The sequence below is a fragment of the Streptomyces lancefieldiae genome, assembly GCF_031845825.1.
GTDB classification, from domain to species: domain Bacteria; phylum Actinomycetota; class Actinomycetes; order Streptomycetales; family Streptomycetaceae; genus Streptomyces; species Streptomyces lancefieldiae.
The window spans coordinates 68,146-90,662 of sequence record NZ_JAVRFH010000016.1; the positions used below are offsets into that span (position 1 = coordinate 68,146).

Here is a 22,517-nt window from a genome sequence, read left to right on the forward strand (position 1 = left end):
CCTTCCGGTCAGTTGCTCGCGCGGGTACGGGGATCGATCAGCCCGTAGAGCAGATCCACGAGCAGGTTGGCGCCCAGGACCGCGACGGTGATGACGAGGAAGATGCCCTGCATGAGCGCGTAGTCGTTGTTCTCGACGGCCTGCAGCAGCCGGCCGCCGATGCCGGGGTACGAGAAGACCTGCTCGGTCATCACCGATCCGGACACCACGAAGCCGAGGGAGGTGGCGAACCCCGCGACCGAGGGAAGCGCCGCGTTGCGGGCGGCGTAGCGGATCATGATGCGACGATTACGCAGGCCCTTGGCGCGTGCCGTGAGCATGTAGTCCTCGGCCGCGGTGGACACCATCATGTTGCGCATCCCAAGGAGCCAGCCGCCCACGGAGGAGATCACGATCGTGAGCGCGGGCAGGATGCCGTGGTAGATCGCCGAGGAGATGAACGGCCAGTTCCACCCCATGGCGAGGGACACGTCGTACCCGCCGAGCAGCGGGAACCACTGCAGCGTGGAGGACAGCAGTGCCGCCAGGATCAGGGCGAGCCAGAAGTACGGCACGGCCGCCAGCACCGTGGTGCCTGGGATGACCGAGTCCAGCCAGGTGCCTCGCTTCCAGCCCACCAGCGTCCCGAGCGCGAGACCGAGTGCGAAGGAGATCAGTGTCGCCATCCCGATGAGGACGATGGTCCAGGGCAGGGACTGGCCGATCACGTCCGACACTTTGGCGGGGTAGGCGCTGACGGAGACTCCGAGGTCGCCATGGAGCAGATGGCTCAGGTAGGAGAAGTACTGCTGCGCGAGCGAGTCGCTGTGGTCGGCTCCCAGCAGAAGCTCGTAGGACCGGCGTACCGCCGGGTCGACCGTCCCGCCGCGCTGTTGCAGCTTCGCCATCAGGATGTCCACCGGGTTGCCCGGCATCATCCGCGGGATGAAGAAGTTGAGCGTGACGGCCGCCCACAGGGCGACGAGATAGAAACCGAGTTTGCGGGCGTAGTACCTCATCGGTCACTGCCGATCATGATGTGCTCCTGAGCGCCGGACTTGGTCACTTGCGCGTGCCTCACTTGGCGGGCTTGAGGTGCAGGAAGACCTGCGAGTTGTCGGGACGGCCCCAGACGGCCGGGAACGCGTAGAGGTTGTCGTCGCTGGGCCAGCCGCTGAACTTGCTCGCGTTGAACTCGCTCGTGGTGCCGCCGGTGAGCAGCGGGATGTACGGCATCGACTTCTCGATCTCGGTCTGGATCGTGTCGTAGTACGGCTGTCGGGCCGCGGTGTTCTGCGGGTCAATCGCCTTCAGGGCGTCCAGGGCCGCGTCCACCTCGGCGTCCTTGAACCGGGAGAAGTTCGGGTTGGCGCTCTGGCCCACGCGTGCCGTGGTCTTGGCGGAGAAGAAGTAGCTGTAGAGGTAGTACGGATCGGGGGCGGGCCCCTGCGACAGGGAGTCGATCAGCAGCTGGTAATGGCCGCGGCCTCGGGCGTCGGACCACTCGTTCCACGACACCTGCTGTGCGGTGAGCTTGATGCCTGCCTTCTTCAGCTGCTCGGCGATCGTGTTGACGGCGGTGATGTAGTCGGTCCAGCCGGAGACGACCTTCACCGTGAGGGCGAGCTTCTTGCCGCCCTTGGCGTAGATGCCGTCGGACCCCTTGGTGTAGCCGGCGTCCTGGAGCAGCCGCGCGGCCTTGTCGGCCTGCGGGTTCATCGGCGCGATCCGGTCGGTGAGCCTGGACGACACCACTGTCCTGTCGCGCTCGGGCAGGGCGAAGCCCGGGGAGATCTCGCTGGCGGTGTTCTCGAAGGCCAGTGCGTTGAGCTGGGTGCGGTCCATCGCGTAGTAGACGGCCTTGCGCACCGCGGGATCGGTCTGCGGTCCCGAGCAGCCGAGGTCGGCGTTGGCGCAGGTGAACAGAGCGGCCTGGTTCATCGGCACGGTGATGGCCTTGTAACCCGGGTAGTTCTTCGACACGTTCCTGACGTCGGGGACGGGGCCCGTCTGCCAGTCGATCTGCCCGGACTTGAGGGCGTCGGCGCCGGACTGATTGCCGGAGAGAGCGACGAAGCGGACCTTCTTCAGCGCGGGAGCCCCGCCGTAGTAGTCCGGGTTCGCCTCCAGCGTGAACGCCTGCGGCTTGAACACGGCCAGCTTGTACGGTCCAGTGCCCACCGGTTGCTTCATCACGTCCTCGGACGGCTTGGTGATCTTGGACCATATGTGCTTCGGGACGATCCAGGACTTGCCGAGGATCTGAGGGCCGTCGCTGAAGGACGGCTTGTCGAACGTGATCTTCACGTGGGTGGCGTCGACGACCGTCGCCCTGCCGGAGTACCCGGTGCTGTTCATGCCGGGGTTCTTGCGGATCATGTCGAGGGTGAAGGCGACATCGTCCGCGGTGAACTTCTTCCCGTCGCTCCACTTGGCGTCGGAACGCAGGGTGATCGAGAGCTCGGTGCCCTGCTTGTTCCAGGAGAAGGCGGTGCCCAGTCGCGGAGCCGGGTTGTCCTTGCGCGCGATGTTGTAGAAGAACAACGGCTCGAAGATGGTGCCCGGACCGTCGATCGCGGTCGGCGAGTACGGGTTGAAGTTGATCTGGTAGTCGCCTGCCTGGCCGGTGTAGGCGACCAGCGTGTCGGAACCACCACCTGCGGTGCCTCCACCGCCACTGCATCCTGTGAGGACAAGGCCGAGGGCAACGGCTCCCGCGATGCCGACGCGACGCGACTCACTGCGAATCCTGGACATATTGGCCACTCTCCCGAGGCGGTCCTTACCGGACGGCCGGCCGGGGCTCCCTCGGCACCTCGTGAAGGCCTGGGAACCACACTTGTGTGGCGAGATTGTTAAGCTGACGAAGAAAGAAAGTCAACACATCGACGGGAATCAACACCCCGTCGTGAACACGCGAAGCTCACGTTCGGGCCCCAGCCCCGCCTCTCCGAGCGCACCGAAGGCCTCGTCTTCTCCCCCGGCCTGTGCCGACGCCCCGCATCGGTTGCTATGTTCGTCCTGCAAATAAACTGGTCCAGCGCCGGGATCTCCGGCCGGAGTACGGCGCTTCGCGGGGCGCCGGGGAGGATGCCGATGGGCGCGCCGGCAAAGGACATGCCACATGCGACGAGCAGAGCCGCGGTGCTGGACGCCATCAGAGCGGCCGGCACCATCAGCCGGGTCCGACTGATCGAGGCCACGGGCTTCACGGGCGCCACGATCTCGACCGTGGTGCGGCGCCTGATCGACGACGGGCTCGTCACCGAGGTCGGCCGCTCCGAGTCCACGGGGGGCAAGCCACGGACCCTGCTGGCGCTGAACGAGAGCGCCCGCTACGCGATCGGTGTCCATCTCGACCACTCGGGCATCACCTACGCGCTCACCGATCTGACCGGGTCGGTCGTGGCCCGGATGTCCCGGGCCGGGGTCGGCACCGACAACCCGCCGGTGGTGGTGGCCCGCGTGGCCGAGGAGGTGGACAGACTCATCCGAAGCGTCGGGATCAGCCGGCACCTGATCCTCGGTCTCGGCCTGGTCTCCCCCGGGCCGCTCACTCCCGCCAGCGGCATGCGCCTGACGCCCCCGACCATGCGGCACTGGGAAGAGTTCCCGCTCGACCAGGCACTGGAGGAGGCCACCGGCCTTCCCGTCATCCTCGAGAACGACGCCACCGCGGCGGCCCTCGGCGAACACTGGTCCGGAGTCGTGCGCGGCACACCGAGCTTCGCCGCCGTCTACATGGGAACCGGTATCGGCGCCGGCCTGATGATCGACGGTGTCGTCTACCGCGGCCGCAGCGGCAACGCCGGCGAGATCGGCCACATGTGCCTCGACGCGGACGGCCCCGACTGCTGGTGCGGAGGGCGGGGCTGCACGGAAGCACTCGCGGGACCCGCCGCCGTGGTGACGCAGGCGCGAGCCGACGCACACGTCAGCCGCGCGGCCGGCCTGACCCAGGGGCCGGGCGGGCAGCGCCCCTCGGTGGCGTCCGACTTCGCAGCAGTGGCACGTGCCGCACGGTTCGGTGACCGCGGCGCCCGTGAACTGTTGGAACGATCCGCGCGCTGGCTCGCTCTCGCGGCCCGCGCACTCGCCAACGTCATGGATCTGGACGCGCTGGTGCTCACCGGGCCGAGCCTCGCCGTCGCGGGGTCGGTTTATCTTCCCGTGGTGCAGGAGGAGTTGGACCGGGCCTTCTTCGCACGCGCCGCGCACCGCGTGGTCGCGCACCTCTCGGACTCGGCTGCCACCGCTCCCGCCATAGGGGCGGCGACCATGGTGCTGCGGGCCGAACTGGTGCCCCTGCGTCAGGGCAGTCTTCCCTTGGCGAGCGTCTCCAAGGATCCGGAGCCCAAGGCCGCGGGGCGCCGTAACCGGTAAGCGTCTCACCGGGCGCTCGCTCCACAACCCCACAGCGGAGTCAGCGACGTGCGTCAGCAGGCGCCCGAGCCTGAACCGGACGCCCGCTGCCTGCGAGAGTCAGCTGACGGCCACCGCGCGCCATAAGGCAGAGCGGCTCCCGTCACTTTCGTCAGTAGCCAAACTTAATCGGTCACCGCTCTTGCCAAGAGACAGGCGCGCTCCTAACGTCAGGGCGCATCGGCGACCCCGACCAGGAATCCGGTTCGCCCGGGGCTTCCCCTGCTCCGTTCCTGTTCCTCCTGCGCGACATACGCGTGCGACGCAGGACGGTTCCCTCCCACTCCCCAGATTCCAGGAGCGCTCATGTCTCCAGCACACTTCACTCGTCGTGCCACCCTCCGCGGGGCGGTGGGCGCCCTCGCAGCCGCGGGTTCCGCCGCAGTCGCCGGTGTGCCGGCCGGCGCAGCACCTTCCCTCCCCACCGCCTCGCGCCACCGTCGTCCGAAGCCCTGCCGAGCCGCCGCCCCCGTGACCGCAGGGGCCACCCGCCAGGCAGCCAGACTGCTGTCGTTCATCTCCGCCCAGTACGGCAACCGCATCATCTCCGGGCAGCAGGAGTCGACCTGGATCGACGGCCCCGACTACGAGATGAACTACATCCACGAACACACCGGCAGGTACCCCGCCATACGCGGCCTCGACATCTGCGACGAGCCCGGCGCCACCGACCGGGCCATCGCCTGGTGGCAGGCCGGAGGCATCCCGATGTTCGGTTATCACATGGGCGCGCCCACGTTCTCGGACGACTACGACGGCTCCAAGCAGACCGTCTCGATCGACAAGGTGCTCACCGCCGGCACGGCCGAGAACATCTCCTTCCTGGAGCGGTTGGACCGCGCCGCCGCACAGCTGCACAAGCTCAGGAACGCAGGGACGGCCGCCATCTGGCGTCCCTTCCACGAAGCCGGCGGAGCCTGGTTCTGGTGGAGCAAGGAAGGCGGGGCCCAGTACCGGCGGCTGTGGCGGTTCACGTTCGACTACATGACGAAGACCAAAGGGGTCGACAACGCCGTCTGGCTCTGCGGATTCAACGGCGAACCGGCCGCGTCCGCATCCTTCTACCCCGGCAAGCACTACGCCGACCTCGCCGGCGCCGACACGTACGCCGGCGACGGGAACTACGACCCCCTGAAGGCGATGTACGACGCGACAGCCGGCGTGGTCGGCTCGGCCGTTCCCGTCGCCCTGCACGAGAACGGACCCATCCCCGACCCCGACCAGCTCCAACAGGCCGATGCCCACTGGGTCCTGTTCAACACCTGGAATGTCGAGCACCTCACGGTGAGCAACTCCGTGGACCACTTGGCCAAGGTCTACCACCACGACTACGTCATCACCCGAGACGAGGTGCCGGACCTGAACTGACCATCGGGCCAATTCCCCCATGACGCGGACACTCTGGCAGTGGATCTGCAGATCCGAGGGACGGTGTCCTGGTGGGACGTAAGTCTCCGTATCCGGCGGAGTTCAGTAACGACGCTGTCCCGCTGTGCCGCACGTCGGGTGGGAAGCGCACGTACGCGGCAGTCGCGGCAGATGTCGGGGTTACCGGCAAAACGCTGCGGAGCTGGGTGTGCCAGTCCGACGAGCACGCGGGCCGCGCGCAGGGCGACGGTGAGCAGAGCGCGGAGAGGCTGGTTGAGGAACTGGCCCGGTTGCCGCCGATCTGCCAGTGGACGGATTCGGGGTACTGGGGATGTACCAGTCCAGCATGTCAACTCTCAGCGCCTCAGTGGCTCAGCGCGGCAGGGCTGCCCCCGCACGAGGGGAGCGTGGCAGCCCTGCCCGCCTGCCCTGCTCAGTTCTCGTCGTCCCGGACGCAGTCGTAGCCGGTGATCGTTCCGGGACCGCCCCGTTCCTCGACGCGCTCGCACCGCCAGTACGCGTCGTAGTACTCGGAGAAGACGAGCACGTCCTCGCCCGGGTCGCCCGGTACGCGGTGGCACTGGTCGGCATAGAGGGTCACCGACTGCCCCGGCTCGGGGTCAGCGGGGGACGGTACGGGCTCGTCGTCGCAGTCGTAGTCCACGGCGGCAGCAGCGGCCGTGGGTGCGGTGACCGCGACCGTGGTGCCGGCGAGCAGTCCGGTGAACGCGACGGCCGCGCAGACACCGGCCATCCGGGTCCTCAGTGAGCGCATGAAATCTTCCTTTCCGGTGACGTTGGTTGGCAGCACGGCTCGGCTCCATCCGCACGGGCGTCCGCGGGGGCCGAGTCGGGATAGTCACTCGAAGGTCAACGGTCCCAGTCCTCCACACGCCCCGTCCGTGCCCCGAAAGCGTGACGCACCGGTGTGAAAGAGCAGCACCGAGCCAGAACTTCACCCAGGCGCACTCAAATGCCGCAGTAGGGCAGAAAACTACGAACCAGGATCGGACCGGCGGTACTGATGTGCCGTCACAGCACCGCCCGCCCTGTGGCCCGCCTTGAGGTGCTGGGCCCCGGGCCGACCCGCCTGGTGGAAGTCGTCCACCGCCGCGGCTGTCGGGTCCGGGCGACTTTGGCCGAGTAGTCCAGGCGTACCCGTGCGCGGAAGCCGGCCTTCACGGCGTTCCAGCACGGTGCAACCAGCGAGCGAGGGGCCGGTTCGCCAGCCGCCTACGCCCGTGGACGGTACGGGTTCCTGCACGAACTCGACCAGCGGGGGTGACGCGAGCGCCCGGAGCCCCACGGCCGTTCCGCGACGAGTGTCCCGGCGGGGACGTGCATCGCCTCACCGAACGCGCCCGCGGGGACATCGTCGTCGGAGCCCGCGATGAGCAGCAGTCGGACGTCAGCGTAGCGTCGTCGCGTCATGGGGCAGTGCAGCGAGGGCCCCCCGGAGACCGTTCGCTTCGGATCCGTCACCCGGCCCGTGGAACCTCACGTCACCTCCGTGTCGGCCTTGGGGAACCGCCGGTCATGACTGCTTCAGCACGTCCCACCACTGCTCGGCGAGCACGTCCACCAGCTGTTCACGGTCGTGCGGAGCCTGACGCACAGCCGTGAAGTACATGAGCCTCTCCAGTTGGGTGATCAGCGTGACGAGACGCAGTCGCTCCCGGTCGCGGTCCGGCCCTTCCGTGAACGCGGCCAGGTGCCGTGGCATGGCATCCGCCGCACGGTGGACACTCTCGAACCAGCGGGCCGCCACCTTGGGCTCGATGGCAAGAGCCTGCTCGAAGGCCTCGAAGCGGAGCCTGTCGCGCTCCCACCAGGCGACAGCGCGGTCGAGCCACTCACGGACCGACTCCAGGGATGGGTCCGACTCGTCGAGGCTGCGGTGGAACGCCACCACCGTGGGCTCGATGCGTTCCAGCAGGGCGATGACCACTTCGGCCTTGCTCGGGAAGTGCAGGTAGAACGTGGCCCGACTGGCTCCCGCCGCCGAGGCGATGTGCGCCGCGGTCACCGCCGCGTAGCCCCTGTCACGGAAGGCCTCGAAAGCCGCATCGACGAGCCGCTCCCGCGTGAGGCGCTTCTGGGCCTCACGCAGGGACCCACCGGCCCGACTCGCTGTGCTTGCTTCCGTCACTCGTGTCACGTCCCTGGATCCGCCGGCCGTCCGCTCCGGCGAGGGGGCGTCGCCGCCCGGCCGCCGAAGTCTCGATCGTGACAGCAAATTTACCACTGGACTTCTGTCTGATTACTAGACGAGGGTCTAGCCAAATGGCATGGTGGCCCGCACCACACCAGTCCTGCCGCTCACCGGCAGGGGCTCGAGGAGGAGTCGTATGAAGCTGGAAGGAAAGGTCGCCTTCGTCACCGGAGCCGCTTCCGGGATCGGAGCCGCGACGGCCCGGCTGTTCGCCGCCGAAGGGGCGACGGTCATCGGAGCGGACCTGTCCACCGAGAAGGCCAAGGACGCGCTCAAGGGTCTCGACGGGGCCGACGGCATCGGTCTGGACGTCAGCGACAGTGCCGCGGTGAACGCCGCTTTCGCCGAGATGGAACGCGAGCACGGGCGTCTCGACGTCCTGGTCAACGCTGCGGGCATCAACGCACCGACCAAGCAGGCCAACGACCGTCTGGTCGAGATCAACGTCGAGACGTTCCAGGCCGCAAGCCGGGGCGAGACCTACCACCCCGACTTCCTGAACGACACCACGGACGAGGACTTCCTCAAGGTCCTGGCGGTCAACCTGTGCGGGCCGTTCTACTGTCTGCGCGCGGCGGCTCCCCTGATGCGCAGGAGCGGCGGCGGCTCGGTCGTCAACATCGCCAGCGTGGCCGCGCTGGTGGGCGCGCCCATGCCGCTGTACTACCCGGCGTCCAAGGCGGGCGTCCTGGGCCTCACCCGTGCCGCGGCCGGCGAGCTGGCCCCGCACAACATCCGGGTCAACGCGGTCGCCCCCGGCGCGGTGGACACCCCGCTGTTGCACGCACAGCCGCCGGAGATCGTGGCCGGCATCGTCTCGATGCAGCCCATCAAGCGACCCGCCACTCCTGACGAGTTGGCCCGCACCATGCTCTTCCTCGCGTCCGACGACGGCGCCTACTACACGGGCCAGACGCTCTCGCCGTCCGGCGGCCTGTACATGTGACCAGGCGGTCCTCTCGTCCTGAACTTCCCCATAGAAGAGGCACAACTGTGATCAACGAAGACCACAGCGGACTGGATGCCGCAGCCCTGCACAGGCTCCAGGCCGCCGTCGAGAGCGACATCGAAGCCGGTCGGTACGACGGCGCCAACATCATCGTCGCGCGGCACGGCGAGATCGGCCTGCAGGCATCGGTCGGCTGGTCCGACCGGAAGGCCGGACGCACCGCCGCTCCCGAGGACGTCTACCGGATCTTCTCGATGACCAAGGCGTTCACCAACGTCCTGGCCCTGCAGGCGATCGACCGCGGAGAACTGGCGCTCACCACCCGCGTCGTCGACGTCATACCCGAGTTCTACGGCCGCGACCGCTTCCGCACCGCGCGCAAGGACAGGGTCAACCTCGCTCACCTGCTCACCCACCGCGCGGGCCTCGTGACCACGCCGACGCCGCTGCCGTACGACGAGCTGGGCGACCTCGGCAAGGTCATCGACGCCGTCTGCCAGCTCGACGTCGTGGGCGAGCCCGGAACGACCCTCAACTACTCACCTGCGCTCAACCACGCGCTGATCGCCGAGATGGTCCGCCGTGCCACCGGTGCCGCGTCCGTGCGCGACCTGATGAAGCGGGAGATCTTCGACCCCCTCGGCATGGACAGCACGGCCCTCGGTGCCCCCCGGAAGTGGGCCGAGCGCTACGTACCCGTCCGGGCGAGCTTCCCCGACGGCGGCTGGCTGTCCACCGCGGATGTCGAGGTGATGGAGGAGATCATCACCGAGGAAGCCGAGATGCCCTGGGTCGGTGCCGTGTCCACGGCCCGGGACATCCACTCCTTCACCGAGATGCTGCGCCGGCGCGGCGAGTACGACGGCAATCGCATCCTCTCGCCGGCGGTCCTGCACCTGGCCACCACCAACCAGACCGGCGACCTGCCCAACGACCTCTACCGGGCGCTGGCCGAGGCGCGCGGCTGGGACGTGCCACCGGGCAACTTCGGACTCGGCTTCGCCCTCTCCGGAACCGGCACGCACGCGTCCTTCTTCGGCTCGACCACCAGCCCGCGCACGCACGGCAACTACGGTGCCGGCTCCACGCTGTTCTGGGTCGACCCCGAACGGGACCTGACCTTCGTCTGCCTGACCGCGGGCGTCATGGAGGAGAGCGAGAACGTCCTCCGCTTCCAGCGGCTGTCGACCCTGGCCGCGGCCACCGCGCTCTGACCCCTCCGCTCCCGGCCGACACCTCCCGGCGGGTCGGCCGAACGCACCCCTTGCGCCGGGGAGTTCGGCGCCCATGCCGATGAGCCCCTCCTTCCCCTCATTCCTCGGAGTGATCGACACATGACACAGTCCACCGGCCGGCCGGCCCCGCCGCCGGAGTTCGACCCGTTCGGCGACGCGTACCTGCGCGACCCGGCCTCGGCCTTCGTCCGTGCCCGTGAAGAAGTCCCGGTCTTCTGGCACGAAGCGCTCGGCACCTGGGTGGTCACCCGCCGCGCCGACGTCGACGCCGTCCTCATGGACTGGGAGACCTGGTCCTGCCAGGCCAACGGCGGACGGGTTCCCGTGCCCGACGAGTACGCCGACGTCGTACCGCCGGAGCTGATGGCCGAAATCCTGATCAGTATGGACCCGCCGAAGCACACGGCGGCCCGCAAGGTCGCCCAGCGCGGATTCCTCAAGCCGGTCATCGAGGCCCTCGCCCCCGAGATCGAGGCCCGCGCGCACCGGATCATCGACGGCTTCGCCCACGTCGGCGCCGCCGAGCTGATGGAGACGTACTGCCTGGAGCTGACGACCCAGACGCTGATCGCCCTGCTCGGCCTGTCCGCCGAGGACGAGCCGATGATGCGCCGGCTGCGCGACGACCACTTCCGGGTGCTGGCCAGCGGCCGCGAGCCGATACCGGAACCCGAGCGCAGCGAGGTCTGGGCCCGCTACACCGCCGCCCAGCTGCGGCTGCGGCAGCTCGCACAGGAACGCCGCGAAGGTGACGGCGGCGACATCGTCACCCTGATGGCCAGGGCGAAGGACCGGGAGGGCAACCACGCTCTGTCCGTGGAGCGCATCGCCATGCACCTCACGGAGTTCGCCGCGGCCGGCACCGACACCACGGCGCAGGCCATGGCCAACGCGATCCTCTTCCTGTCCGAGGCCCCCGGGCAGCTCGCCGAAGTGCAGGCCGATCCGACCCTGTGGGCCAGAGTGTTCGAGGAGACCGTGCGGCGTCGCCCCTCCGCGCCGTTCGCATCCCGCGTGGCCACCCGCGACGTGGAGATCGCCGGAGTGACCATCCCCGAAGGGGACACGGTGTGGCTGGCGCTGGCCAGCGCCAACACCGACCCGGCCGCCGTCGTGGACCCGCTGCGCTTCGACATCCACCGCGACGGGCTCGACGAACACGACCACTACGCCTTCACCAAGGGCCGCCACACCTGCCTGGGCGCGCCGCTGGGCCGCACCCAGGGAACCATCGGACTGCGCGTGGCCTACGAGCGGCTGCCCGGTCTGCGCGCCGTGCCCGACCAGAAGCAGGACTTCCTCCCCCTGGCCATGCTGCCCATCCGCCGCAGCCTCCAGGTCACCTGGACCCCCGGTGACGCCGGGGTCCCCGAGAGCAAGGAGCACTGAGATGACCGCCTTCGTCCGCAACCAGTGGTACGTCGCCGCCTACGGCCGTGAAGTGGGCCGCGCGCTGCTGGGCCGCACCGTCCTGGGGGAGCCGATCCTGCTGTACCGCACCGAGGACGGCCGTGCCGTGGCCATGTCCGACCGCTGCGTGCACCGGCGCTTCCCGCTCTCGCAGGCGCCGAGCCGCCTGGACGGCGACCGGGTGGTCTGCGGCTACCACGGCTTCACCTACGGCACCGACGGCGGCTGCGTGTACGTGCCCGGGCAACAGCGCATCCCCCGTACGGCCCGGCTGAACACCTACCCGGTGATCGAGCAGGACTCCTTCGTCTGGGTGTGGATCGGCGACCGGGAGCCGGGCGACACGGTGCCCCCGCGCGCGCCGTGGATGGACTCGCCCGACTACACCGTGGTCTCCGGTATGGAGCCCATCGACGGCGACTACGGGCTGCTGGTCGACAACCTCATGGACCTGTCCCACGAGACGTACCTGCACGGTGGCTACATCGGAACCCCCGAGGTGGCGGAGACCCCCATCACCACCGAGGTCGACGAGTCCGCCGGAGTCGTCTACGTCAGCCGGCACATGGACGACGCGGAATGCCCGCCGTTCTACGCCAAGTCCACCGGTATCGAGGGCCGCATCACCCGCTGGCAGGACATCGAGTACCACGCCCCGTGCCTCTACCTGCTGCACTCCCGCATCGCCCCCGTCGGCGCTCCCGGCCCGAACGCCGACGGCAGCGACCCGCACGCCTTCCACACCGAGGTCGTCTACGGCATCACACCGTCGACGGAGACGACCACCTACGACTTCTGGGCCGTGGCCCGCGACTTCGCCCTCGGCGACCAGGAGGTCACCGACTTCCTTCGGGAGAACAACCACACCGTGGTCATGCAGGACGTCGTCGCCCTCAACGTGCTCCAGCAGTCTCTGAACACCGAGAAGGCCGGCTATCAGGAGCTGAGCATCAACATCGACACCGGCGGCCTGGCCGCCCGCCGCATCCTCGCCCGCCTGGCGCAGGCCGGCACCGGGCAGCGGTCCGGGGCAACGGCCCGATGAACCCGCTGCACCCGGCCGTTCTCAGCGGCGACAGCGTCTTCCGCATCCACTGGATCCTCGGCACCGACAGGCTGCTGGCCGTCTGCCACTGCGGCGCCGAGCGCGAGTTCGAGGACCCGGTACTGCTGTGGGACTGGCTGCTGGGCCATCCCGACGACCACCAGGCCAGTCCTCGGTCCGTGCCTGCCGCCACCCCCCAGCCCTTCCACGAGGTCTTCGCCTGAAGACAGCCCGACTCAGCAAGGAAGCACCATGACCACCACGACGTCCGCGCGCACCGAGGTCGAACTCGACCTGCACCTGGAGCGCAAGGAGACCCTCGCCGACGGGGTCGTCCGTCTCACCCTGAACCACCCCGCGGGCGAGCCGCTTCCCGCCTGGGAACCCGGCGCCCACATCGACCTGGTCCTCGGCCCGGACCTCGTCCGCCAGTACTCCCTGTGCGGCAACCCCGCCGACCGCTCCGTCCTCCAGGTGGCCGTCCTGCGCGAGGCGGCGGGCCGCGGCGGCTCCCGCCACGTCCACGACGCACTCGCCGAGGGAGACACCGTCCGGGTACGCGGCCCTCGCAACCACTTCGCCCTGGTCGACTCGCCGCGCTACCTGTTCATCGCGGGCGGCATCGGCATCACCCCCATCCTCCCGATGATCCGCGAAGCCGAACAGCGCGGGCCCGACTGGCGGCTGGTCTACGGCGGACGCACCCGCACGACCATGGCCTTCGCCGGGCAACTGGCGCGGGCCCACCCCGGCCGGGTGGAACTCTGCCCCCAGGACGAGACCGGTCACCTCGACCTCCAGTCCCTGCTCGGGACGCCGCAGCAGGACACGGCGGTGTACTGCTGCGGCCCCGGGCCGCTGCTCGACGCGGTCGAGAAGGCATGCGCCGACTGGCCCGAAGGCGCCCTGCACATCGAGCGGTTCGTTCCGAAGACACGCGAGGACGACGGCCCCGCCACCGGCTTCGAGGTCGAACTCGCCCAGTCCGGCCTGACCCTGCCGGTACCGGCGGACCGTTCGATCCTCGAAGTGGTCCAAGAGGCAGGGGTCGAGGTCCTGTCCTCCTGCCAGGAGGGCACCTGCGGCAGCTGCGAGACCGCCGTGCTGGCGGGTAAGCCCGACCACCGCGACTCGCTGCTCAGCGAGAAGGAGCGGGCGGCCTCAGACGTCATGTTCCTGTGCGTCTCCAGGTCCCACTCCCGCCGCCTGGTCCTCGACCTGTGATCTCCCACCGTCACCGCGTCGTCCGGGCACGGACAGAACCTCACCCGGTGCCACGCGGTGACGGCCCACCACCACCCCAACCCGTACGACGGCAAGACGGAGAAGAGAGGCAGCCGGAGATGGCACAACAGGTACGCGGCGTGGTCGCCCGTGCGAAGGGCGAGCCGGTCAGGACGGAGACCATCGTGGTGCCCGACCCCGGGCCGGGCGAAGCCGTGGTGCGCGTCCAGGCCTGCGGCGTCTGCCACACCGATCTCCACTACCGCGAAGGCGGAATCAACGACGACTTCCCCTTCCTCCTCGGCCACGAGGCCGCCGGAGTGGTCGAGTCGGTCGGCGACGGCGTCACCGAGGTCGCCCCCGGCGACTTCGTGGTCCTCAACTGGCGTGCGGTGTGCGGAGAGTGCCGGGCGTGCCGCCGCGGGCGGCCGTGGTACTGCTTCGCCACGCACAACGCCGCCCAGCCCATGACGCTCACCGACGGCACGCCACTGACCACCGCGCTGGGCATCGGCGCGTTCGCCGAGAAGACACTCGTCGCCGCGGGACAGTGCACGAAGGTCGACCCGTCGGCGTCCCCGACCGCCGCAGGGCTGCTGGGCTGCGGCGTGATGGCCGGGCTCGGCGCCGCCCTCAACACCGGCGAGGTCGGCCGGGGCGACTCGGTCGCCGTCATCGGCTGCGGCGGCGTCGGAAGCGCGGCCGTCGCCGGCGCCCGCCTCGCCGGCGCATCGAAGATCATCGCCATCGACCTCGACGACCGGAAGCTCGCCTCCGCTCGGACCTTCGGCGCCACGCACCTCATCAACTCCGGCACCACCGACCCGGTCGAGGCCGTGCGGGACCTCACGGGCGGCTGCGGGGCCGACGTGGTCATCGACGCGGTCGGCCGACCGGAAACCTACCGGCAGGCCTTCTACGCGCGCGACCTCGCCGGCACCGTCGTTCTGGTCGGCGTGCCCACCCCGGGTATGGAGCTGGAACTTCCGCTGCCCGACGTCTTCGGCCGCGGCGGTGCGCTGAAGTCCTCCTGGTACGGCGACTGTCTGCCCTCGCGGGACTTCCCCATGCTGATCGGCCTCTACCTCCAGGGACGCCTGGACCTGGACGCCTTCGTCACCGAGACCATCCCACTGGACGGGGTCGAGGACGCCTTCGCCCGTATGCACAAGGGAGATGTGCTGCGTTCGGTGGTGGTCCTCTGATGGCGGCCGCGAGTATCCAGCGCGTGGTCACGTCCGGCACCTTCTCACTGGACGGCGGCAGCTGGGAGGTCGACCGCGGAGCGGGCGGCGGCGAGGAGGGTCAGCTCCTTGTACGTCTCATCCCCGGGCAGCGGCACGATGAGCTACTGGCCGGGCGGGAACAGGCGCCCCTTGGTGGTGGCGAGCCCGCCGTCGACGGACCTGAGGAACCCGGGGACGGAATCCCGTGGTACGTCGTGGAACTCCACCCCCTTGACGGTGATCCTGGCATCGTCCTCGGGGAACAGCCGGATGCTCACGGCGGGCGACCCCGCCAACTCCACGAATCCTTCATGCGGCAGCGAGCCGTCGGGACCAAACTCGGCGCACAGCTCAGCAGACGTACGCCTCGAGGTCTGGTCCGCGCCGATGTCGTCCGTGACGGACATGCTCACCCCGAACTCCACCGCGATCCCACGCATCGCCTGGACAGCGGCCTCAGTGTTCGGCAAACGCGCTTTCTCCATGCTCCGATCATGCGGGAGAACCCAGGAGAGGTCTAGACCAGCTTTGTTCGTCTGCCCGGCCCCCGTCGGCTCAGGCCCCGGGTCCTTCCGGTGCCGCGGGAGGCTCCGTCGGCGTCGGCGCCGGCCGAGCGAAGAGGACGGCGCGGGCCACCGGCGGAGCGAACAGCGCGGAGACGGGTCGGGCGAGCGTCAGTACGGCACGGAAGGCGCCGCCCACGACCGGATCGCCGGGGGCCCTCTCCTGCACCCGCCGCAGGTACCAGTCCGCGACCCGGTCCGCGGGACCGCCGTCGAGGGCATTGCCAAGGGCACCCGGCATCCTGCGGTCCGCCCCGGCGGAGATGTCCCACGCCTGCCGGGACGCCGCGAGCAACGCCCGCTGCACACGCCGGGTCGTGGGCGTACGGCGCGGATCAGCAAGCGCGTCACGCAGGGCGACCGCGCTCATCGCGGCGACGGCCATGCCCTGGCCGTAGATCGGGTTGAAGGTGCACAGCGCGTCACCAGTGGCGAGGAATCCCTTCGGCGGGCCGGGCAGGTCGTAGCGGCGCCGGACATTGGCGGTGCGCCGGTAGCCGAACGCCGGCGAGAGCGGTTCGGCCTTGTCCATCCAGCGGTCCAGGAGCGGATGGCCCAGACGCTTGGCGTACGTCACGAACTCATCCCCGCCTGTGGGCGGTTCGTCGCCGCGCAGCCCCGAGACGATCACCAGATGGGTGCCGTCCTCAAGGGGCAGCACACCGCCGCCGTGCGGCTGGGAGGGGCAGGGATAGACGTAGTACCCGACGGTCGCACCGTCGAGAACGCCCTTCGGGCCGCGGTAGACGCGGGAGGCGTAGGCGAGCCCCGTGTCGAGGGTCTCCTCGTGCGGGGCCGCGGCGCCGATCGCGGCAAGCCACTGCGGGGCCTTCGTACCGGCGCCGGAGGCATCGACGACCAGGTCGGCCTTCAACGGACGGGGTTCTGCGCGCGTGTCCCCGGACCGCCCCCGCAGCAGCACGCCCCGCACCCGCGAGGCGTCGCCGAGGAGCCCCACGGCATCGGCGCCCTCCACGGTGCCGATCAGCGGGTTGGCGAGAACCCGCCGCCGTACCAGCTCCTCCAGTTGCGCGCGGGACCCGGTGCAGATGTGCGTGGAGGCGGACACCCGGCGGAACCAGCGCCCGGCCTGCCAGAGCACCAGGTCCGACGGCATGCCCACCCACGGCGCGCCCGCCTCCCGCAACTCCGTGAGGAAGCCCGGCAGCAGCGCTTCCACAGCCACCTGCCCACCCTGCAACAGCACATGCGGATGGCGCCCCTGCGGCACCCCGGGCCGCGGCTCGGCACCGCCCGGGAACCGGTCCCGCTCGATGACGGTCACCCGGTCGGCATACCCGGCCAGCACATGCGCCGCGAGCAGCCCCGCGAGGCTCCCACCCACGACCACCACATGTCGCCCACCCCAACGTCCCGAACCTACAGCAGAGTTCACCGGCCCACTCCTTGGTCGCCCCGACACCGAGTCGGCACAAGTATTCCGCCACCCAGACCAGGTTTACCGAGTTTCAGCCCTTCTGCCCGCCCGTCCGGGGTCGCAGCACAAGCGAGAGGTTCGGCGAGGCTGTCGTAGAGGTCTATCCGCGCCACACGCTGCAGGGGGTCCCGTAGGGAGTGTCGCAGCTCTGGGCCCAGATGGATCTTGAACCCGTACCAGCCTCACGCTTTCACGAAGCGTGCTGTCCGAGGCTTGATCAAAAACAAGGGAAGTACCTCTGAACCGCAACGAGAGGACTTGCCGAGATCCTGTTGGCTGCGCGGAAAGAAGTACTTCCCGGGCGAAGAAGCGTATCGGGTCGTACCCGCGTGTCCGTGTCGAGGGCGGTGGCCGACTGGCCGCAGGAGGGGCAGCGCGTGCTGGCCGCGCCCCGCATGGCCCGGGCCGAAGTACGCGAACACGTCCGGAACCCGGCCGGCCCCTGAAGCCGTGCGGCAGGAGCTGTGGGCCCTGCTCGCGGTCCACCAGGCTGTCCGCCGGTTCGCGCACGACGCCGCGGCGAACGGCCCGGTCCTGGATGCCGACCGGCTCTCCTACCTCCGCTGCGTCCGGATCGCCCGCCGCAGCGTACCGTCCCAGCACGGCACCTCCAGGCGCACGCTGACCAACGCCTGGAAGAAGGCCCATCCAGAAAGCGGTCCCGTCTGTTGCCGCCCCGGTCCGGCCGGGACTGGCCCCGAGCGATCAAGAAACCGATGCGGTGGCCGGTCCTGAGAACCGGGAGCGGCCGCAGCAAGGTGGCACCGGGGCGATGGGCACACGACCAGACCACCAAACAGCGCAAACACCGGGGCGCCAGCAGCGCCGTGCCTCACGCTCAACCGCCTTGACCTTCCTGCATCTGCTCCCCCCTGCTGGGGCAACCCCCCTCCTGGTTCAGGAATCGTCCACCGAGGCAACGGACCGCAGCACCGGTTACGCCTACTCCGTGGAACCCGTCGAGGCCTGCGGCACGGTCTGCCTCAGGTCTGGTCCCGGGCAGTGCGGGCTTACGGCTTGGCGGCGTGCGGTGCGGACAGGTGCGGATACAAGTGGGCCGGGTCCTCGCCGAGCCGGGACTTCCACTGGACCGTCCGCTGGTCGGCCAGCACTTCGAGGGAACCGGCCTCGAGGCCGTCCAGCGCCGCCCTGACGATCGCATCGGGATCCGACTTCTCGTCCTCGACGCCGGCCATCATGTCGGTGTCGACGCTTGCCATGGCCAGCGCCGTGACCTGCGTGCCCTGAGCGGCGAGTTCGTACCGGATGCCGTTGGTCAGCGCCCAGGCCGCTGCCTTGGAGGCGCCGTAGCTGTCGGAGTGCTCGTACGCCATCCACGCCATGACCGACAGAACGTTCAGTACGGCACCGCCGCCGTTGGTGCCCAGGACCGGTGCGAAGGCACGCACCATGCGCAGGGTGCCGAAGAAGTTGGTCTCCATCTCCAGCCGGATGTCCTTCTCCGCGCCGTCGGTGAGCCGGGCGAAGGTCGACACTCCGGCGTTGTTGACGAGCAGTGTCGTGTCTGCCGCCGTGGCCGCGGCCCGGGTCACTCGGTGAAGGCGGGCGAGGGGTCCCGGTCAGGAGTGGACCAGACAGCGACGGCGCGGCCGCGTCGGCAACCCACACACGGCCGTACATCATCCCGATACGGGTCAGGCCGAGTTGTTGGAAGCGTCGGATCCCGCGCGCGGCGAACCGTTCTGCGGTCCGGAGCCGGGTCTTCTCCCGAGGACCGGGTCAGGAGGCGGTGCGGGAGCGGCCGCCGGTCCAGGAGTCCTCGAAGTCGGCCGCGGTGAGGGTGACGCCGGTCAGGACGCGTACGGCGAGGACGAGGCGGCCTTCGGGCTCTTCGGTGTCGGCTTCACCGGTGGGTTCGCAGTCGTCGGAGGCGTCGAAGCCGGCCGCGGTGAGGGAGCCGACGACGGGGTGGGTGACGTCCACGCTGCCGGAGGGGCCGCCGAAGTAGCCGCCGGACAATTCGAGGCTGCCGAGGACGGCGCCGTCGTGGGCGATGGTGGCCGTCTTCGTGTCGGGGTCGCGGTAGGCGCTGATGGCGGTGCGGCTGTCTGCGGCGAGGGTGCGCAGGACGTCGTCCTCGGAGCCGATCCGGCTGTCGAATTCGATGGTGAGAGTCCAGCCACCGGGCATTTCGCGGCCGAAGACGAAGGCGCCTTCGCCTTGGTGTTCTTGGAGGAATTGTGCGGCTTGGTGCAGGCCCCCGGGGCAGGGGGCTGGGTCGGCGACGCCCATGAGGTGGAGGGTTTCGGTGAGTGGGTGGGGGGCGAGGGTTACGCACCAGCCTTCGCCGAACATCTCGTCCAGGTCCACGGTGTGGGGCCTTTCTGGTCGGGTTCACTGCCATTGAAGGACGCCCGCAAGACTTCTCCCGGAGGGACTACCGCACCTGCTCGTGCGGGCTCACATCCGGCTCGTCGGCCCGATCGTAGAGGTCTGGTGCCATCTCAACGCCCACCTGGCCGCCGGGCTGAAGCGGTACGAGGCCGAGCACGACTGGCTTAGAGGTTGTTGTCTTTCCGTGCATGACGGCTGCGTTTCCGCTGTTCAGGGGTAGGGGCGTCGTCCGTGTGGGAGTGATGGATCGTGTTTCGTCGCTCCCCTGGAGGTCGCGGATGCCGTCGGTTGTCGGACTGCTGGAACAGCACGAGCTTGCCGCCCGCCGCCGCGTGGACGGGCTGCGCGAGGAAGCCGACCGCATTCAGGCCGAGCTCGCGACGGCCGAGCAGGAGTGGCTGTTGTCAGCCGAACTGCTCAACCGCGCTGTGCAGCGGCATCGGTCACAAGCTGCCACATCTCATAGTTCCCGCATTCCGCCGTGATCTCAGCCGTCGTCTGAGCCGCAGCGAAGAAGTCGTCGGCCAGCGGCGAGGTGCGCGACGCCGCCATCGCGACGAATACCTGGTCGGGCGCCAGGTCCGGGACGGGCACGTACCTGATGTCCGGCCGTGAGTAGAACACGGTCTCCGAGCGCCCCACGAACGAGATGCCACGGCCGGCCGCGACGTGCTCGAGCTTCTCCTCCACCCCGCGCACCCGGAGCCCGGAGTCGGGGAGCGGACGCCTCGTGGGCTGCGTGCTCGGGTCGGCATGCCAGATCAGCGGTTCACCGGCCAGGTCCGCCTCGGTGACCTCCTCCTTGCCGGCCAGCGGATGGTCCGTGGGCAGCGCCACCATGAACGGCTCGGTGTAGAGCAGGGTCAGGCGCAGGCCGGTCTCGTCGACAGGCAGCCGCACAAAGCCGACGTCGACGCGGCCGTCGAGCAGCATAGGGACCTGGTCGTCCCATTCCATGCGCTGCACGTCCACGACCACGTCCGGATGGCGGCCACCGAACTCTCGCGCCGCGGGGATGACCGGGATCCCAGCCCGAAAACCGACCACCAGCCGCCGGCCGCCACGGGCAGCCGCGGTCACCCGGCGCCTGACCGCGTGCGCGGAGGCGAGCAACGGGCCGGCGTCGTCCAGGAGTTGTCGGCCCGCGTCCGTCAGCGTGACGCCGTGGCTGTCCCTGGTGAACAGGGGGGCGCCGAGGTCCTGTTCCAGCGCGCGGATCTGCCGGCTGAGCGCAGGCTGCGCGATGTGCAGGTCCTCGGCGGCGTGGCCGAAGTGCAGCCTGTCGGCGACGGCGACGAAGTAGCGCAACTTACGGAGATCTAGATCCATGGGGCCCCTCCCGGTCCGGCAATGCCTTGAGGTTATCACCACGGTTAAAACGGGTCTTGGACACCCGCTCAGGCCAATGGCATCGTTCATGGGGCCGAGAGAGTTCGGTACAAGAATTCGGGATCGGTAATTGCTACTCATCAATTCAACGGAGTGATCGTGGGAAAGCTCGATGGCAAGGTAGCGGTAATCACCGGGGGATCCACCGGATTGGCACTGGCCGGGGCCAAGCTTTTCGTCGAGGAAGGAGCGCATGTCTTCATCCAGGCCCGACGGCAGGAAGCACTGGACGAGGCCGTCGACCTGATCGGCCGCAACGTCACCGCCGTCCAGGGTGACGCGTCCGACCTGGACGACCTGGACCGCTTGTACGACACCGTCAAGCGGGAGAAGGGCTCGATCGACGTGCTGTGGGCCAGTGCGGGGATGGGCGAGCCCGCCATGCTCGGCGAGATCACCGAGGAACAGTTCCACCGCTCCTTCTCGCTCAACGCACGCGGCACTCTGTTCACCGTGCAGAAGGCACTGCCGCTGATCAACGACCACGGCTCGATCGTGATGACCGGATCCAACGCCTCCCTCGGCGCCTTCCCCGGCTGGAGCCTCTACGCGGGAAGCAAGGCGGTCCAGCAGGCCTTCGCCCGTGTCTGGCTCAACGAGCTGCGCGACCGCAAGATCCGGGTGAACGTCCTGACCCCCGGCCAGGTCGGCACGGCCAAGCAGGAAGAGCTGTTCGACGAGGCGACCAGGACTGCCTTCGAGTCCCTGATCCCCCGCGGAAAGATGGGCCGCCCCGAGGAGATCGCCACGATCGCCCTGTTCCTGGCCTCCGACGACTCCAGCTACGTCAACGGTCTGGAGCTGGTCGCCGACGGCGGCACCACTGCTATCTGAGCCACGCACGAATATCTGCACCACGCACGAACAAGACCGGACCACGCCCGAACGAGACAGAGCGGCACCTCGAGAACAGGCGCCCCCGAGAACAGGAAGAGAGCACAGCTCATGAGCAGCATCACCTTCATCGGTGCGGGGAACATGGCCCGCACGATCGGCGCGCTCGCGGTAGCGGGCGGCAACACCGTCGAGGTCATGGCACGCGATCACTCCAAGGCCGAGGCCCTGGCCAAGACTCTGGGCGGCGGCACGACGACGGGTGAGTGGGGCGCCGTCCCGGCCGGGGACATCGTCATCACGGCCATGTCGTACGACGGGGTCGTTCCGACCGTCGCCCAGTACGGGGACGCCCTCGCGGGCAAGACCATCGTCGATATCAGCAACCCCTTCAACATCACGTTCGACGGACTGGCCCACAGCGAGGAGACCTCGATCGCGCAGGAAGTCGCCAAGGTGGCCCCGGCCGACGCCAGCGTGTTCAAGGCCTTCAACACCATCTTCCGTGGCGTTCTGGAGAACGGCCGGCCCGACGTCTTCTTCGCCGGTGACGACCCGCAGGCCAAGGCGGACGTGGCGGCATTCATCAAGAGCCTCGGATTGCGCCCGCTGGACGTCGGCGGCCTGAAGATGGCGCACTGGCTCGAAGGAGCGGGCGTGCTCACGGTAGGCCTCGCCGGCAACGGGATCGGCCACGGGAACCTCGCCCTGGGCGTCAACGAATTTACGGGCTGACCCCCGCGGCTGACCAAACAGCCGGCGAACAGGGCGCCGTGCGCTCCGGCTAATTGCTGGAACCACCGACTCGTCGATGCCAGATGTCAGATGCCAGATGTCAATAGTGGCGAAAGAGTTCGCCCGAGGAGGC

Annotated in this window: 19 protein-coding genes and 3 pseudogenes; 13 read left to right on the forward strand and 9 right to left on the reverse strand. The window is 69.2% G+C overall.

Features of this window, described 5'->3' with window-relative positions; genetic code table 11:
• Positions 1 to 8 precede the first annotated feature (8 nt).
• Together RM812_RS18265 and RM812_RS18270 are read right to left on the reverse strand one after the other, a co-directional pair.
• Positions 9 to 998: an ABC transporter permease gene (locus RM812_RS18265; protein ID WP_311573647.1), complete on the reverse strand. Its 990-nt coding sequence runs from the start codon at positions 996 to 998 to the stop codon at positions 9 to 11.
• A gap of 58 nt (positions 999 to 1,056) precedes the next feature.
• The gene (locus tag RM812_RS18270) at positions 1,057 to 2,736 is read right to left on the reverse strand and encodes an ABC transporter substrate-binding protein (protein WP_311573650.1); all 1,680 of its coding nucleotides are present in this window, start codon (positions 2,734 to 2,736) and stop codon (positions 1,057 to 1,059) included.
• A gap of 360 nt (positions 2,737 to 3,096) precedes the next feature.
• On the opposite strand from RM812_RS18270, the gene RM812_RS18275 reads away from it, so the two are divergent.
• From RM812_RS18275 to RM812_RS43070, 3 genes and pseudogenes are all read left to right on the forward strand, one after another.
• Positions 3,097 to 4,362 (forward strand): ROK family transcriptional regulator, encoded by a 1,266-nt coding sequence (locus tag RM812_RS18275; RefSeq protein WP_311573652.1) that lies wholly within the window; start codon positions 3,097 to 3,099, stop codon positions 4,360 to 4,362.
• 510 nt (positions 4,363 to 4,872) lie between these two features.
• Entirely contained in the window at positions 4,873 to 5,769 is an 897-nt protein-coding gene (locus RM812_RS18280) for a glycosyl hydrolase (protein WP_311573654.1), read from the forward strand.
• Positions 5,770 to 5,840: 71 nt separating this feature from the next.
• Positions 5,841 to 5,978 (forward strand): annotated as a pseudogene (locus tag RM812_RS43070) (IS3-like element ISRhosp1 family transposase); the annotation flags it as partial.
• Between the two features lie 224 nt (positions 5,979 to 6,202).
• On the opposite strand, the gene RM812_RS18285 reads toward RM812_RS43070, so the two are convergent.
• A complete protein-coding gene (locus tag RM812_RS18285; RefSeq protein WP_311573656.1) occupies positions 6,203 to 6,544 on the reverse strand; it encodes a hypothetical protein in 342 nt (113 codons plus the stop codon).
• 759 nt (positions 6,545 to 7,303) lie between these two features.
• Complete coding sequence (locus tag RM812_RS18290; protein WP_311573658.1) at positions 7,304 to 7,918, reverse strand: TetR/AcrR family transcriptional regulator; 615 nt, start codon at positions 7,916 to 7,918, stop codon at positions 7,304 to 7,306.
• Between the two features lie 199 nt (positions 7,919 to 8,117).
• Between RM812_RS18290 and RM812_RS18295 the strand changes: the two genes are divergently transcribed.
• From RM812_RS18295 to RM812_RS18325, 7 genes are all read left to right on the forward strand, one after another.
• Entirely contained in the window at positions 8,118 to 8,927 is an 810-nt protein-coding gene (locus RM812_RS18295) for an SDR family NAD(P)-dependent oxidoreductase (protein ID WP_311573660.1), read from the forward strand.
• Positions 8,928 to 8,974: 47 nt separating this feature from the next.
• Entirely contained in the window at positions 8,975 to 10,144 is a 1,170-nt protein-coding gene (locus RM812_RS18300) for a serine hydrolase domain-containing protein (protein ID WP_311573661.1), read from the forward strand.
• Between the two features lie 120 nt (positions 10,145 to 10,264).
• Positions 10,265 to 11,554, forward strand: coding sequence for a cytochrome P450 (locus RM812_RS18305; protein WP_311573663.1), 1,290 nt, complete (start codon positions 10,265 to 10,267; stop codon positions 11,552 to 11,554).
• Position 11,555: 1 nt separating this feature from the next.
• Positions 11,556 to 12,620 carry an aromatic ring-hydroxylating dioxygenase subunit alpha gene (locus RM812_RS18310; RefSeq protein ID WP_311573665.1) on the forward strand — a complete coding sequence of 355 codons (1,065 nt, stop codon included), beginning with the start codon at positions 11,556 to 11,558 and terminating at the stop codon, positions 12,618 to 12,620.
• Positions 12,617 to 12,844: a hypothetical protein gene (locus RM812_RS18315; protein ID WP_311573667.1), complete on the forward strand. Its 228-nt coding sequence runs from the start codon at positions 12,617 to 12,619 to the stop codon at positions 12,842 to 12,844. Before RM812_RS18310 ends, RM812_RS18315 begins: the two co-directional genes overlap by 4 nt.
• 28 nt (positions 12,845 to 12,872) lie before the next feature.
• Positions 12,873 to 13,844, forward strand: a complete 972-nt coding sequence (locus RM812_RS18320) for a PDR/VanB family oxidoreductase (protein ID WP_311573668.1) — start codon at positions 12,873 to 12,875, stop codon at positions 13,842 to 13,844.
• Positions 13,845 to 13,963: 119 nt separating this feature from the next.
• Positions 13,964 to 15,049 carry an S-(hydroxymethyl)mycothiol dehydrogenase gene (locus tag RM812_RS18325; protein WP_311573670.1) on the forward strand — a complete coding sequence of 362 codons (1,086 nt, stop codon included), beginning with the start codon at positions 13,964 to 13,966 and terminating at the stop codon, positions 15,047 to 15,049.
• Positions 15,050 to 15,195: 146 nt separating this feature from the next.
• Here RM812_RS18325 and RM812_RS18330 read toward each other — a convergent pair.
• The 4 genes and pseudogenes from RM812_RS18330 to RM812_RS18345 all read right to left on the reverse strand — a co-directional run.
• A pseudogene (locus RM812_RS18330) lies at positions 15,196 to 15,555 on the reverse strand (hypothetical protein); the annotation flags it as partial.
• 70 nt (positions 15,556 to 15,625) lie between these two features.
• Positions 15,626 to 16,978 (reverse strand): FAD-dependent oxidoreductase, encoded by a 1,353-nt coding sequence (locus RM812_RS18335; protein ID WP_311573752.1) that lies wholly within the window; start codon positions 16,976 to 16,978, stop codon positions 15,626 to 15,628.
• A gap of 1,103 nt (positions 16,979 to 18,081) precedes the next feature.
• Positions 18,082 to 18,624, reverse strand: a complete 543-nt coding sequence (locus RM812_RS18340) for an SDR family NAD(P)-dependent oxidoreductase (RefSeq protein WP_311573672.1) — start codon at positions 18,622 to 18,624, stop codon at positions 18,082 to 18,084.
• A 187-nt stretch (positions 18,625 to 18,811) separates the two neighbouring features.
• Positions 18,812 to 19,402, reverse strand: coding sequence for a DUF6461 domain-containing protein (locus tag RM812_RS18345; RefSeq protein ID WP_311573674.1), 591 nt, complete (start codon positions 19,400 to 19,402; stop codon positions 18,812 to 18,814).
• A 53-nt stretch (positions 19,403 to 19,455) separates the two neighbouring features.
• On the opposite strand from RM812_RS18345, the pseudogene RM812_RS43355 reads away from it, so the two are divergent.
• Positions 19,456 to 19,592, forward strand: a pseudogene (locus RM812_RS43355) (IS630 family transposase); the annotation flags it as partial.
• A 251-nt stretch (positions 19,593 to 19,843) separates the two neighbouring features.
• Here RM812_RS43355 and RM812_RS18350 read toward each other — a convergent pair.
• Positions 19,844 to 20,755 carry a LysR family transcriptional regulator gene (locus tag RM812_RS18350; protein WP_311573676.1) on the reverse strand — a complete coding sequence of 304 codons (912 nt, stop codon included), beginning with the start codon at positions 20,753 to 20,755 and terminating at the stop codon, positions 19,844 to 19,846.
• Between the two features lie 159 nt (positions 20,756 to 20,914).
• Between RM812_RS18350 and RM812_RS18355 the strand changes: the two genes are divergently transcribed.
• Entirely contained in the window at positions 20,915 to 21,649 is a 735-nt protein-coding gene (locus tag RM812_RS18355; RefSeq protein ID WP_311573678.1) for an SDR family NAD(P)-dependent oxidoreductase, read from the forward strand.
• 111 nt (positions 21,650 to 21,760) lie between these two features.
• Positions 21,761 to 22,384 (forward strand): NADPH-dependent F420 reductase, encoded by a 624-nt coding sequence (locus RM812_RS18360; RefSeq protein WP_311573680.1) that lies wholly within the window; start codon positions 21,761 to 21,763, stop codon positions 22,382 to 22,384.
• Positions 22,385 to 22,517: the final 133 nt, after the last annotated feature.

What these genes read in the sequence shown, in the direction of transcription:
- RM812_RS18310 (WP_311573665.1), top strand. Translation starts at nt 11,556, where the DNA reads ATGACCGCCTTCGTCCGCAACCAGTGGTACGTCGCCGCCTACGGCCGT.
- RM812_RS18325 (WP_311573670.1), top strand. Translation starts at nt 13,964, where the DNA reads ATGGCACAACAGGTACGCGGCGTGGTCGCCCGTGCGAAGGGCGAGCCG.
- RM812_RS18275 (WP_311573652.1), top strand. Translation starts at nt 3,097, where the DNA reads ATGCCACATGCGACGAGCAGAGCCGCGGTGCTGGACGCCATCAGAGCG.
- RM812_RS18265 (WP_311573647.1), bottom strand. Translation starts at nt 998, where the DNA reads ATGAGGTACTACGCCCGCAAACTCGGTTTCTATCTCGTCGCCCTGTGG.
- RM812_RS18350 (WP_311573676.1), bottom strand. Translation starts at nt 20,755, where the DNA reads ATGGATCTAGATCTCCGTAAGTTGCGCTACTTCGTCGCCGTCGCCGAC.
- RM812_RS18305 (WP_311573663.1), top strand. Translation starts at nt 10,265, where the DNA reads ATGACACAGTCCACCGGCCGGCCGGCCCCGCCGCCGGAGTTCGACCCG.
- RM812_RS18315 (WP_311573667.1), top strand. Translation starts at nt 12,617, where the DNA reads ATGAACCCGCTGCACCCGGCCGTTCTCAGCGGCGACAGCGTCTTCCGC.
- RM812_RS18320 (WP_311573668.1), top strand. Translation starts at nt 12,873, where the DNA reads ATGACCACCACGACGTCCGCGCGCACCGAGGTCGAACTCGACCTGCAC.
- RM812_RS18285 (WP_311573656.1), bottom strand. Translation starts at nt 6,544, where the DNA reads ATGCGCTCACTGAGGACCCGGATGGCCGGTGTCTGCGCGGCCGTCGCG.
- RM812_RS18360 (WP_311573680.1), top strand. Translation starts at nt 21,761, where the DNA reads ATGAGCAGCATCACCTTCATCGGTGCGGGGAACATGGCCCGCACGATC.
- RM812_RS18295 (WP_311573660.1), top strand. Translation starts at nt 8,118, where the DNA reads ATGAAGCTGGAAGGAAAGGTCGCCTTCGTCACCGGAGCCGCTTCCGGG.
- RM812_RS18270 (WP_311573650.1), bottom strand. Translation starts at nt 2,736, where the DNA reads ATGTCCAGGATTCGCAGTGAGTCGCGTCGCGTCGGCATCGCGGGAGCC.